Below are 12165 nucleotides of genomic sequence, written 5' to 3'. Positions count from 1 at the left end.
TGGTTACTGAATAACCAGCGTATTGATGATGTTTTCAGCGGCCGTCTGCGCTTTCTGCTGGTCGTCCGCTGGCAGCGTAATTTGCAGAGTCAGCAGTTGGTTATCGACTTTTCCCAGCACCACAGAAGAGTAAGCGGTCTGGCCTTTCGCCGAGATGATGCTGTCTAACTGTTGCAGCGTGTGACCTTTCAGCTCGATGGATTTGTTGGTCACCACCTGCAACTGCGGGTCACGGCTGCGCTGCTGATCTTCAAGGCGTTTTGCCAGCACAGACAGCTCTTCGTTGGTGTTATCACCGACGATGACAATCACCGCTTTCTGGCCGGTCGCGTCAGAGTAGACGTGCATATTGTTGGCCTGCGTACCCAGCTTGCCACTCTGGTCCGTCATATCTGCCGGCAGTGAGAAACTCAGTTTGCCATCCAGCAGAGAAATCGGCTGACCGGTTGCGTTGCTTTCTGCCGCCGTGCCTTCTGCCGGCGCTTTTGTATCACTATTATCACAGGCCGCCAGCCCCATAACCAGCAGGCCAATACCGACATATTTAACCAGATTACGCATTGACTTCTTCCTTTCGATAAACGGCCATAACGGCGCATCCGTTCATCTTATCACAACCCGGAAAAGGAACCTTTAGCTCAACTTGTCTGCATCGCCGGGATTTCAGATTTATCTGCCAGTTTTTTCAGCAACATATTCAGCAATACGCCATACATCGGCAGGAAGAACAGGATGCTGATCAGCACTTTGAAACAGTAATCGACGATGGCGATTTCCATCCAGTGCTCGGCCATGAAGGCATCCGGACTGCGCCAGAAGGCAATGAAGAAAAAGGCAAGGGTATCGCTGACGTTGCCAAACAGCGTCGAGGCGGTCGGAGCCATCCACCAGCGGCGGTTCTGTCGCAGGCGGTTAAAGACATGTACATCGAGAATTTGTCCCAGTGCATAGGCCATAAAGCTGGCGACTGCGATACGGGCGACAAACAGATTGAAGTGCATCAGTGCCCCGAATCCCTGCCAGGAGCCCATATAGAACAGCGACGAAATCACATAAGAGATCAGCAACGCTGGCATCATCACCGCAAAGATAATTCGACGGGCCAATGGCGCGCCAAAAATGCGCACGGTCAGATCGGTAGCGAGGAAAATAAACGGAAAGCTAAACGCGCCCCAGGTGGTATGGAAACCAAAAATGGAGACCGGGAGCTGGACCAGATAGTTACTGGAGGTGATCACCAGCAGATGGAATAGCGATAGCCAGAACAACGCTTTTACGCGCTGCGATTGTGTGAACGGAGCCATATTGTACCTTTTTAATTGATGATTGGGGTGAGGGAACCCAATTCGTGCCAGATGCTATTTTACTTGCCATTTTGCTCTCGGGCAGTGCTCGCGCTCCTCACGTACGACGTGTACGCTCCGGGCGCTGTGCGCTGACCTTAAACAAACTGATGGCGCCTATAACGCGTCTTCCTTTTTTCAGGCCGCCGCATAATACTGCTTTGCGGTGGCATTGCAATGGCTATTTTTCACGCAATCGTTAACCTGATTGGCTTACTTCCGAACTGAGCGTAAACTACAGCCGTTTTTTTAGTGAATGAGACCACGATGAGCGATCTGTTTTCCTCTCCCGACCATACCCTTGATGCCCAGGGGCTCCGCTGCCCGGAACCGGTGATGATGGTGCGTAAAACCGTACGCAACATGCGGACCGGCGAAACGCTGCTGATTGTGGCGGACGACCCGGCGACCACCCGCGACATTCCCGGCTTCTGTACGTTTATGGAGCATGAGCTGGTGGCAAAAGAGACTGACTCTCTGCCGTACCGCTATCTGGTGCGTAAAGGCCAGTAATCTTGTTATGCCGGATAAGCGTTAGCGCCATCCGGCAAAAAAACGTTATCCTTTACGTAACAATCTGAGCGCATTGGCGGTAACCAGCACCGTTGCCCCGGTATCCGCCAGCACCGCCAGCCACAGACCGGTCATTCCGAGCAGCGTGGTGACAAGAAATATCCCCTTCAGTCCCAGCGCAATGGTGATGTTCTGACGGATATTGGCGTGGGTCGCGCGCGCCAGTTGGATCATCTGCACCAGCCCCGTGAGGCGGTTATGCGTCAGTGCGGCATCTGCCGTTTCCAGCGCCACATCGGTGCCGCTACCCATCGCGATCCCGATAGCGGCGGCCTTCATCGCCGGCGCATCGTTAATGCCATCCCCCACCATTGCCAGCGGCGACTGTTGATTGAGCGTGGTGACCGCCTTCACTTTATCTTCCGGTAGCAGCCCGGCGTTAAACGTCAGACCCAGCTCGCCAGCAATGGCGGCTGCCGCGCGCGGGTTATCGCCAGTCAGGATCACACCATTCACGCCCAGCGCGTTCAGTTCGCGGATGGCGGTGCGAGCATCGTTGCGTAGCGTATCCTGCAGGGCGATGACGCCGATCACGGTCTCATTGCGCAGGACCAGAACGACCGTCTGCCCGGCGCTTTCAAGCTGATTAATCTCTCCGGCAAAGGCGTCGGCAGGACGTTTCCCGGCAGCGCAAATCAGAACGCTTTCGCCATTCACCTGCGCTTCAATCCCTGACCCTACCAGCGCCCGTTGCCCTTCGGCGGACGGGATCGTCAGCCCTGCGGTTTGTGCTTCGCGCACAATGGCCTGCGCCAGTGGATGCGTTGCGCCTTGCTCGACAGCCGCTGCCAGCGCCAGCAGTTCAGACTCACTGACGCCGGTGGCCGGATGAATTGCCGTGACGCGCGGTTTCCCGACGGTCAACGTCCCGGTTTTATCAAAGGCGACCTGGGTGATACGGCCCAACTGTTCCAGCGCCGCGCCGCCTTTAATCAATGCCCCGCGACGAGCTGCTGCCGCCAGTCCAGAAGTGATGGCTGCCGGTGTGGAGATGACCAGCGCACACGGACAGCCGATCAGCAGCAGCGTTAACCCTTTATAAATCCACTCCTGCCAGGATCCCGCGAACAGCAGCGGTGGGACGAGCGTCACCAGCAGGGCGATGGCCATAATCGCCGGCGTATAAATTCGGCTGAAGCGGTCGATAAAACGCTCGATTGGCGCACGACGCTCCTCGGCCTCTTCGATTAACTTCAGAATGCGGTCAATCGCGCTGGCACCCGGTTCAGAGAGCACTTCCAGCGTGACGAGACGGTCCACGCTGGTCGCCCCCGCCGGGACTTTTTCACCAGTGGCGCGTTCCACCGGGATCGATTCTCCCGTCAACGCACTCTCATCAAAACTGGCAAAACCAGAGACCAGTTTACCGTCGGCAGGGAGACGTCCCCCGGCAGCGACTTCAATGATGTCGCCCGGTTGCAGCGTGTTGATCGCCACCTCTTCGCGTACGCCGTCGCGCAGACGTGTCGCGGTTTCCGGTTTCAGCGCCATCAGCGCGCTGACCCCTTTGCGGGCGCGACTGGCGGCCCAGCCTTCGAGGCGTTCGCCAATCAGGAACAGCAGCAATACCATCGCCGCTTCTGCTGTGGCACCGATGAACAGCGCCCCGATAGCCGCGACGCTCATCAGCGTTTCAATGGCAAACCAACTGCCGGTTTTTATCAGCCGTAGCGCCTGGCGGGCGATCGGGAACAGGCCGACCAGCGTCGTGGCGATAAATGCCAGTTGGCCGAACGGATGGTTGAACTGCTCCAGCCCCCAACTGAGCGCCATCATGACGAGAAGCGTGAGCAGCGGCAGGTTCTCTTTAAAGCGGGATTCAGGCGTTTCTTCCTTCGCCTGTTCATCGCGTAGGGTGTAACCCGCTTTTTGCACCGCATGCTCGATTTGCTGGCGTAGATCGCCGTTGCTGTCGACGACCAGTTTCTCGGTGGCAAACAGCACCTGAACCTGGTTGACGCCGCTGACCTGGCGCACCGCGTTTTCTACTTTGCGGGCGCAGGCGGCGCAGTCCATCCCGGATACTTTCCAGCTATAGCGGGTGCCTTTTACCGTTTCAACAATAGGTTCAGGGGCTGAGCATGCGCCTTCGCAGCAGCAGTCATCGGGCTTCTGCGGCGTGGGAGCTGGCTTGAAAGATGAAAATTGTGGGGCTTTTTTGCCATTGTGAGCAGGTATCGACATGGCATCCTCCGGTTGATGATAATTTTCTCATTAACCGGAGGATACACTCTGGAGTCGACTCCAGAGTCAAGCGTTATTAGAGATAAAGCGAGCGGACGATCAGGAAGTGCCCGGCAAAGTAGCAGGCGGCGGCGATAGCGTTGTCCGCGCGAAAACGACAGCGGTAATGACTGCCCAGCCAGACGATGTTGCCAATGAACAGCAGCGACGCGCCCAAAAACGCCGACAGCGCAGGTGCGGTGGGGCGGAAAAACCACAGCTCACCGGCTAACCAGACCATCACCAGCGTCATGGCGATAAAGGTACACACCGGCCAGCGCAGTTCTTCAAGGCGTGTCCAGATCACCGCAATCAGCAGCGCGCCCAGCACCATCAGCACCAGCGGTAGCGGCCAGAAGAAAGAGAGCGTCATCTGGCTGGCAAAATAGATGGTGTACAACAGGTGCGAGAGGAAAAAGGCGCCAATCGCATAGAGCAGTCGCTGACGCGGCAATAATGTTAGCGCATCGCCAACCAGTGAGGCGCAAAGACCGGCCAGCACCAGATAGCTCACGGCGTTGAACATCGGCGCCTGCCAGGCCAGTAACAGCAGGAGTAATAAGGTGACGGGTTTAAAGACCCAGCGTTGCCAGGCGGGTCCACGGTAGGAGGCATCCACAAATAACCATGCGGAAAGGCAGACAGCGATAAACGACCAAAGCATCATAGTTCCTTGAATTCGTTATTTTTTCGTAAGCGGTATGCTCACAACCCTGATGTTCAGTGTAGAGGCCGCGACCGCCTGATGACAACACCATAACGGGCAGGGTATGCTTATTTCCGCATTTTCTGATGGGTTATCAATATGAGTAAGCCGCCACTTTTCTTCATTATTATCATTGTGTTAATTATCGTTGCCGCCTCATTCCGCTTTATGCAGCAGCGGCGGGAAAAAGCCGATAACGATGTGGCACCGCTTCGTCAGGCGCAAATGGTGGTCAGCAATAAACGTGAAAAGCCCATCAACGACCGACGTTCCCGACAGCAGCAGGTCACGCCAGCGGGAACCAGTATGCGCTATGAGGTGAGCTTTAAACCACAGAACGGCGGGCTGGAAAAGACCTTCCGCCTGGAGGCGCGTCAGTATCATGCGCTGACGGTGGGGGATAAAGGGACGCTAAGCTACAAAGGGTCGCGCTTCGTCGAGTTTGTTGCTCAGCCATAAGACGGGAAACCGCTCACCTGGGTAAGCCGGATAAGCGAAGCGCTATCCGGCACCTTCATGCCGTATTACTTTTTAACGTTAAACTTCTTCTGCCAGACCAGCAGCTCAAACACGCCAAACAGGAAAATACGGACTTTCTCGCCGGTGGTCATTTGCGGTCCGTCTTTGGGCAGGGTGGACTTCAGTAGCGCCAGCTGCATGCCGTGCATCAGTACCATAAACACGAGGGCGACGTTAACGAAGATGTTGAGCGGTCGCGGGAAGGGTTGCACCAGGTTTAACAATAAGAATGCCCACACGCCGAGCATCAGTAGTCGACCAAGATTAATCAGCATCGCTTTCTCCTTGTGCTTCGCGTTGATACAAACGGTACGCGACCTGCCCGGCGATTTTTTCCCGGTACAATGACCAGTTCGTCGGCACGGGCGGCAGACCGTTTTCCACTTCGCTTTCCACGTAAATCCAGGCAACATCCGCCAGCCAGCCGTGAGTTTCCAGCAGGTTTAAAGTTTCTTCCAGTAACCCTTTACGAAACGGCGGATCGACAAATACCACGTTATGCGGCGTGCCTGACTGCGTCAGGAATGTCAGGGTATTCGTGTTAACGACTTTTGCATTCCCTGCTTTCAGCGTAGCCAGGTTCTTTTGTAACTGCTGAGAGACTGCGCGATCCCTCTCCAGCAGCGTGGCGCCAGCGGCATAGCGTGATAGTGCTTCCAGCCCCAGTGCGCCGCTTCCGGCAAAACAGTCCAGACATTGGGCTTCTACTATCACCGGTGCCAGCCAGTTAAACAGCGTTTCACGCACGCGATCCGTTGTCGGACGGAGACCAGGGCTATCGGGGACCGGGAGTTTGCGGCCGCGCCATTGTCCGCCAATAATGCGGATTTGGCCGCTACCTGAGTGATTCGTTTTTTTCATTTCTGTTGCTCAAACCGCCGCGTGCAGATGATTCCAGGCGGTGATGTGGATTAAGTAAAGTGATAGACTATTTCATCATTTTTTTTAGCGTCTATACACAAAATCATTCAGGATGCCTCAAAGCGGCAAGAGAATGAGTCCCCAGGAGCGTAATCGCAGATGGCAAAACAGAAAAAACGTGGCTTCTTTTCCTGGCTGGGCTTTGGTGAAAAAGAGCAGGAACAAGAACAAAAAACCGAAGATCAGCAGGGTGTTGAAGCGCAATTACCGTCCGACGAACCCGTTGAAACGGCGGCTGACGTAGAAGCGCAAGCGCCGCTTCACAGCAAAGAAGAGGCTGAAGCCTTTGCTGAGGAAGTGGTTGAGGTGACGGAACAGGTTCAGGAAATCGAAACCATCCAGTCAGTAGAACCCGCTGTCGCGAAAGAGCATGTTGACGCGCAGGTTGAGCCGCAGATTGCCGTTGCGCACGAAGAGCTGCCGTTGCCGGAAGAGGTGAAAGCCGAAGAGGAAACCTCCGCCGAAGAGTGGCAGGCCGAAGCGGAAACCGTTGAGATTGTTGAAGCGGTAGAAGAAGAGGCGCAAAACGAACCGGAACTGACCGACGAAGAGTTGGAAGCACAAGCGCTGGCGGCGGAAGCGGCGGAAGACGCGCAAATGATCGTTCCGCTGGCGGAAAAAGACGCGCCGGTCGAAGAGATGATTCAGGAACAGGAAAAACCGACCAAAGAAGGTTTTTTCGCGCGTCTGAAACGCAGCTTACTGAAAACCAAAGAAAACCTCGGTTCCGGATTTATCAGTCTGTTCCGTGGTAAAAAAATCGACGATGATCTGTTTGAAGAGCTGGAAGAACAACTGCTGATTGCCGATGTGGGCGTGGAAACCACGCGCAAAATCATCGCCAATCTGACGGAAGGCGCCAGCCGCAAACAGCTTAAAGATGCTGAAGCGCTGTACGGACTGCTGAAAGACGAGATGGGCGAGATTCTGGCGAAAGTCGATGAACCGCTGAACGTTGAAGGTAAAACGCCGTTTGTTATTCTGATGGTCGGCGTGAATGGGGTGGGGAAAACCACCACCATCGGTAAGCTGGCGCGCCAGTTTGAACAGCAAGGGAAATCCGTGATGCTGGCGGCGGGCGATACGTTCCGCGCCGCAGCGGTCGAACAGTTGCAGGTCTGGGGTCAGCGTAACAATATTCCGGTGATTGCCCAGCATACCGGCGCGGATTCCGCTTCCGTTATCTTCGACGCCATTCAGGCCGCGAAGGCGCGTCACATTGATGTGCTGATTGCCGATACCGCAGGTCGTCTGCAAAACAAATCGCACCTGATGGAAGAACTGAAAAAAATCGTTCGCGTGATGAAGAAACTGGACGAAGACGCGCCGCATGAAGTTATGCTGACGCTTGATGCCAGCACCGGGCAGAATGCGATAAGCCAGGCCAAACTGTTCCATGAAGCGGTGGGCCTGACCGGTATTACCCTGACCAAGCTGGACGGTACGGCGAAAGGTGGGGTGATCTTCTCGGTGGCCGATCAGTTTGGCATCCCTATCCGCTATATTGGTGTGGGCGAACGTATCGAGGATTTACGTCCGTTTAAGGCGGACGATTTTATAGAGGCACTTTTTGCCCGAGAGGATTAACAATGATTCGCTTTGAACATGTCAGCAAGGCCTATCTCGGTGGGAGACAAGCGCTGCAAGGGGTCACATTCCATATGCAGCCGGGCGAGATGGCGTTTCTGACCGGCCACTCCGGCGCGGGGAAAAGTACCCTGCTGAAGCTTATCTGTGGGATTGAGCGGCCCAGCGCCGGGAAAATCCTCTTCAGTGGGCATGACATCACGCGACTGAAAAACCGTGAAGTGCCGTTTTTGCGTCGTCAGATCGGCATGATTTTCCAGGATCACCACCTGTTGATGGACCGAACGGTATTCGACAATGTGGCGATCCCGCTGATTATCGCCGGTGCCAGCGGGGATGATATTCGTCGTCGCGTATCGGCGGCGCTGGACAAGGTTGGACTGCTGGACAAAGCGAAAAACTTCCCGATTCAGCTCTCCGGGGGGGAACAGCAGCGTGTCGGGATCGCCCGTGCGGTGGTGAACAAGCCAGCGGTACTGCTGGCGGATGAACCGACCGGTAACCTGGATGACGCGCTGTCGGAAGGGATTCTGCGTCTGTTCGAAGAGTTTAACCGCGTCGGGGTGACGGTGCTGATGGCGACGCACGACATCGGGCTCATTTCCCGTCGGTCGTACCGTATGCTTACCCTGAGTGATGGCCATTTGCATGGAGGCGAAGCCCGTGAATAAGCGCGACGCTATCAATCAAATCAAACAGTTCGGCGGACGGCTGGACCGTTTTCGTCGTTCCGGCGGCTCCTCCGGTGACGGTGGACGTAACGCGCCGAAGCGGGCGAAACCGTCGCCAAAGCCGAACTCACGTAAAACCAACGTCTTTAACGAGCAGGTGCGCTATGCGTTCCAGGGCGCGTTACAGGATCTGAAAAGCAAACCGCTGGCGACGTTTCTGACGGTGATGGTGATTGCCATCTCCCTGACTCTGCCGAGCGTCTGCTACATGGTCTACAAAAACGTTAACCAGGCAGCGACGCAGTATTACCCGTCTCCGCAGATCACCGTTTATCTGCAAAAAACGCTGGATGATGATGCGGCGGCAGGCGTCGTCGCCCAGTTGCAGGCTGAGCAGGGTGTGGAGAAGGTGAATTACCTTTCTCGTGAAGATGCCCTCGGCGAATTCCGCAACTGGTCCGGTTTCGGCGGCGCGCTGGATATGCTGGAAGAGAATCCCTTGCCTGCGGTGGCGGTGGTGATCCCGAAACTCGACTTCCAGAGCACCGATTCGCTGAATACGCTGCGCGACCGCGTCTCTCGTATTAACGGGATTGATGAAGTGCGGATGGACGACAGCTGGTTTGCCCGTCTGGCGGCGCTGACCGGTCTGGTCGGGCGAGTGTCGGCGATGATTGGTGTGCTGATGGTTGCCGCCGTCTTCCTCGTCATTGGTAACAGCGTGCGGCTGAGCATCTTTGCCCGTCGCGATACGATTAACGTGCAAAAACTGATTGGTGCGACGGATGGATTTATCCTGCGTCCGTTCTTGTACGGCGGCGCATTGCTCGGTTTTTCTGGCGCATTTCTTTCACTGATTTTGTCAGAAATTTTGGTGTTACGACTGTCGTCGGCGGTCACGGAAGTGGCGCAAGTTTTCGGAACGAAGTTTGATCTCAATGGCTTATCGTTCGATGAGTGCCTGTTACTGCTGCTGGTTTGCTCGATGATCGGCTGGGTGGCGGCGTGGCTCGCGACGGTTCAACATTTACGTCACTTTACTCCTGATTAAAAAAACCGTGATATAATCTTTCCCTGCAATGGGTTTCCGTTCGCAGGGAAAGAGTTCCTGTTGTCTCTTCCCCACTTTTCATCTTCATGTCACAATTTGTGCGTAATTTATACACAACGTTGCATTGAACTTGTGGATAAAATCACGGTCTGATAAAAGAGTGAATGCTAATCTCGTTGCTCATTAACGCTGGCACGGTTGTTGCTGATATCTATCGCTGTGGTGCCAGACGATAAAAATTGAGAGGATTTGAATGACCAAAGAAATGCAAAATTTAGCTTTAGCCCCTGTTGGTAACCTGGAGTCTTACATCCGGGCTGCGAACGCGTGGCCGATGTTGTCGGCTGACGAGGAACGGGCACTGGCTGAAAAGCTGCATTACCAGGGCGATCTGGAAGCAGCTAAGACGCTGATCCTGTCTCACCTGCGCTTTGTTGTTCATGTTGCTCGTAACTATGCGGGCTATGGCCTGCCGCAGGCGGATCTCATTCAGGAAGGGAATATCGGCCTGATGAAAGCCGTGCGCCGTTTCAACCCGGAAGTGGGTGTACGCCTGGTTTCCTTCGCCGTGCACTGGATTAAAGCTGAGATCCACGAATATGTCCTGCGTAACTGGCGTATCGTGAAAGTGGCGACCACTAAAGCACAGCGTAAGCTGTTCTTTAATCTGCGTAAAACCAAGCAGCGTCTGGGCTGGTTTAATCAGGATGAAGTGGAAATGGTGGCGCGTGAGCTGGGTGTTTCCAGTAAAGACGTCCGCGAGATGGAATCTCGTATGGCGGCGCAGGACATGACGTTTGATATGTCCCCGGACGATGAGTCCGACAGCCAGCCGATGGCGCCCGTCCTGTATCTGCAGGATAAAACCTCTAACTTTGCCGACGGCATTGAAGAGGATAACTGGGAAGATCAGGCTGCCAACAAACTGACCCATGCGATGGAAGGTCTCGACGAGCGTAGCCAGGATATTATCCGCGCCCGCTGGCTGGACGAAGATAACAAATCTACGCTGCAGGAACTGGCCGATCGCTACGGTGTTTCCGCAGAGCGTGTGCGTCAGCTTGAAAAGAACGCCATGAAAAAACTTCGCGCCGCTATCGAAGCGTAACTCCCGCGAAGTCCCCGCTAAAACCCTGGATAACTGTCCGGGGTTTTTGTTTTTTTAGCGCCTGATCTGGCGAATTCCTCCCCCCTGGCAAACACTTACCGATGGGTTGTGCGCATCTTAGGGGAAGAAAATGAAGAATAACGAACTGAATGAACGGCGTTTGCAGGCGACGCCGCGCGGGATCGGCGTGATGTGTGGCTTTTACGCTGAGAGGGCGGAAAACGCAACATTGTGGGATGTGGAAGGCCGTGAGGTGATCGATTTTGCCGCTGGTATTGCAGTGCTGAATACCGGGCATCGTCACCCAAAAATCATCGCCGCCATCGAAAAACAGCTCCAGTCTTTTACTCATACCGCTTACCAGATTGTTCCCTACGAAAGCTATGTCAGACTGGCGGAACGTATCAATAAACGTGTGCCGATTGACGGGCCGGTGAAGACGGCATTCTTCTCCACCGGGGCAGAAGCGGTGGAAAACGCAGTGAAGATTGCCCGCGCATATACCAAACGACCCGGGCTCATTACCTTTGGCGGCGCTTTCCACGGGCGGACTTTCATGACGATGGCGCTGACCGGTAAAGTGGCACCTTACAAAATCGGTTTTGGCCCGTTCCCTGGTTCGGTTTATCACGCTCAGTACCCTAATGCGTTACACGGTGTGAGCACCGTCGATGCGCTGCAAAGTCTGGAGCGCATTTTTAAAGCTGATATCGCGCCAGATCAGGTTGCCGCCATCATCCTTGAACCGGTTCAGGGTGAAGGAGGCTTTAATATTGCGCCAACGGCGTTCATGCAGGCGCTGCGGGCGTTGTGCGATACCCACGGTATCTTGTTGATCGCCGATGAGGTGCAAACCGGCTTTGCCCGTACCGGCAAACTGTTTGCGATGGAGCATCATGGCGTACAGCCTGATCTGATGACGATGGCGAAAAGCCTGGCAGGCGGTATGCCGCTCTCTGCGGTCGCTGGCCGTTCCGAAGTGATGGATGCCCCTGCGCCTGGTGGTCTGGGGGGAACGTATGCCGGTAACCCGCTGGCGGTTGCTGCGGCACACGCGGTGCTGGATGTGATTGATGAAGAACAGCTCTGCGCCCGCGCCGCTACATTGGGCACGACGCTGGTCGAGGCGTTGAACCAGGCAAAAGCGGACTGCCCGTTTATTGCCGATATTCGCGCGCAGGGGTCGATGGTGGCGGTAGAATTCAACGATCCGCATAGCGGAAAACCTTCCCCGGAATTCACGCGGCAGGTGCAGGATCGCGCCTTGCAGGAAGGACTTCTGCTACTGAGTTGCGGCGTGTATGGCAACGTCATCCGTTTTCTTTATCCGCTCACCATCACTGACGCGCAATTTCGTCAGGCGCTCGGCATTATCACCCACTCGCTGACACGATAAACCTGTGCCGTCCATTACCGGGCGGCACGACTCTATGTCGTTCACTTATTATTTGAATATGAAATTA

General features: G+C 55.1%; 13 protein-coding genes. 7 read left to right on the top strand and 6 right to left on the bottom strand.

Annotated elements, in window-relative coordinates; genetic code table 11:
• Positions 1-3 precede the first annotated feature (3 nt).
• Entirely contained in the window at positions 4-561 is a 558-nt protein-coding gene (locus tag C2U53_RS08060; protein ID WP_042998490.1) for a DcrB family lipoprotein, read from the bottom strand.
• A gap of 77 nt (positions 562-638) precedes the next feature.
• Positions 639-1304 carry a 7-cyano-7-deazaguanine/7-aminomethyl-7-deazaguanine transporter gene (locus C2U53_RS08055; RefSeq protein ID WP_042998489.1) on the bottom strand — a complete coding sequence of 222 codons (666 nt, stop codon included), beginning with the start codon at positions 1302-1304 and terminating at the stop codon, positions 639-641.
• Positions 1305-1610: 306 nt separating this feature from the next.
• Here C2U53_RS08055 and tusA point away from each other — a divergent pair, with 306 nt between their 5' ends.
• Complete coding sequence (gene tusA / locus C2U53_RS08045) at positions 1611-1856, top strand: sulfurtransferase TusA (protein WP_042998488.1); 246 nt, start codon at positions 1611-1613, stop codon at positions 1854-1856.
• A 45-nt stretch (positions 1857-1901) separates the two neighbouring features.
• Here the strand turns inward: tusA and zntA are convergent, their stop codons facing one another.
• Together zntA and C2U53_RS08035 are read right to left on the bottom strand one after the other, a co-directional pair.
• Entirely contained in the window at positions 1902-4100 is a 2199-nt protein-coding gene (zntA, locus tag C2U53_RS08040; RefSeq protein ID WP_042998487.1) for a Zn(II)/Cd(II)/Pb(II) translocating P-type ATPase ZntA, read from the bottom strand.
• Positions 4101-4176: 76 nt separating this feature from the next.
• Entirely contained in the window at positions 4177-4803 is a 627-nt protein-coding gene (locus tag C2U53_RS08035; RefSeq protein ID WP_044253586.1) for a lysoplasmalogenase, read from the bottom strand.
• A gap of 141 nt (positions 4804-4944) precedes the next feature.
• Between C2U53_RS08035 and C2U53_RS08030 the strand changes: the two genes are divergently transcribed.
• Entirely contained in the window at positions 4945-5304 is a 360-nt protein-coding gene (locus tag C2U53_RS08030; protein ID WP_044263887.1) for a DUF2500 domain-containing protein, read from the top strand.
• 65 nt (positions 5305-5369) lie between these two features.
• Here the strand turns inward: C2U53_RS08030 and C2U53_RS08025 are convergent, their stop codons facing one another.
• Together C2U53_RS08025 and rsmD are read right to left on the bottom strand one after the other, a co-directional pair.
• Positions 5370-5639, bottom strand: coding sequence for a DUF1145 family protein (locus C2U53_RS08025; protein WP_042998484.1), 270 nt, complete (start codon positions 5637-5639; stop codon positions 5370-5372).
• Entirely contained in the window at positions 5629-6225 is a 597-nt protein-coding gene (gene rsmD, locus C2U53_RS08020) for a 16S rRNA (guanine(966)-N(2))-methyltransferase (RefSeq protein WP_042998483.1), read from the bottom strand. The genes C2U53_RS08025 and rsmD overlap by 11 nt, the downstream gene beginning before the upstream one ends.
• Before the next feature lie 159 nt (positions 6226-6384).
• Here rsmD and ftsY point away from each other — a divergent pair, with 159 nt between their 5' ends.
• The 5 genes from ftsY to C2U53_RS07995 all read left to right on the top strand — a co-directional run bounded on the left by ftsY (position 6385) and on the right by C2U53_RS07995 (position 12098).
• Complete coding sequence (gene ftsY, locus C2U53_RS08015) at positions 6385-7872, top strand: signal recognition particle-docking protein FtsY (protein ID WP_061069319.1); 1488 nt, start codon at positions 6385-6387, stop codon at positions 7870-7872.
• A 2-nt stretch (positions 7873-7874) separates the two neighbouring features.
• Entirely contained in the window at positions 7875-8543 is a 669-nt protein-coding gene (gene ftsE, locus C2U53_RS08010) for a cell division ATP-binding protein FtsE (protein WP_042998481.1), read from the top strand.
• On the top strand, positions 8536-9594 hold the full coding sequence (gene ftsX, locus C2U53_RS08005; RefSeq protein ID WP_042998480.1) for a permease-like cell division protein FtsX: 1059 nt from the start codon (positions 8536-8538) through the stop codon (positions 9592-9594). The genes ftsE and ftsX overlap by 8 nt, the downstream gene beginning before the upstream one ends.
• Before the next feature lie 253 nt (positions 9595-9847).
• Positions 9848-10702, top strand: coding sequence for an RNA polymerase sigma factor RpoH (gene rpoH / locus C2U53_RS08000; protein ID WP_042998479.1), 855 nt, complete (start codon positions 9848-9850; stop codon positions 10700-10702).
• A gap of 130 nt (positions 10703-10832) precedes the next feature.
• Positions 10833-12098 carry a 4-aminobutyrate--2-oxoglutarate transaminase gene (locus C2U53_RS07995; RefSeq protein ID WP_104445782.1) on the top strand — a complete coding sequence of 422 codons (1266 nt, stop codon included), beginning with the start codon at positions 10833-10835 and terminating at the stop codon, positions 12096-12098.
• Positions 12099-12165: the final 67 nt, after the last annotated feature.

The organism is Citrobacter sp. CFNIH10 (genome assembly GCF_002934585.1).
Lineage (GTDB): Bacteria > Pseudomonadota > Gammaproteobacteria > Enterobacterales > Enterobacteriaceae > Citrobacter_A > Citrobacter_A amalonaticus.
This window is presented reverse-complemented; position numbering and strand designations above follow the sequence as displayed.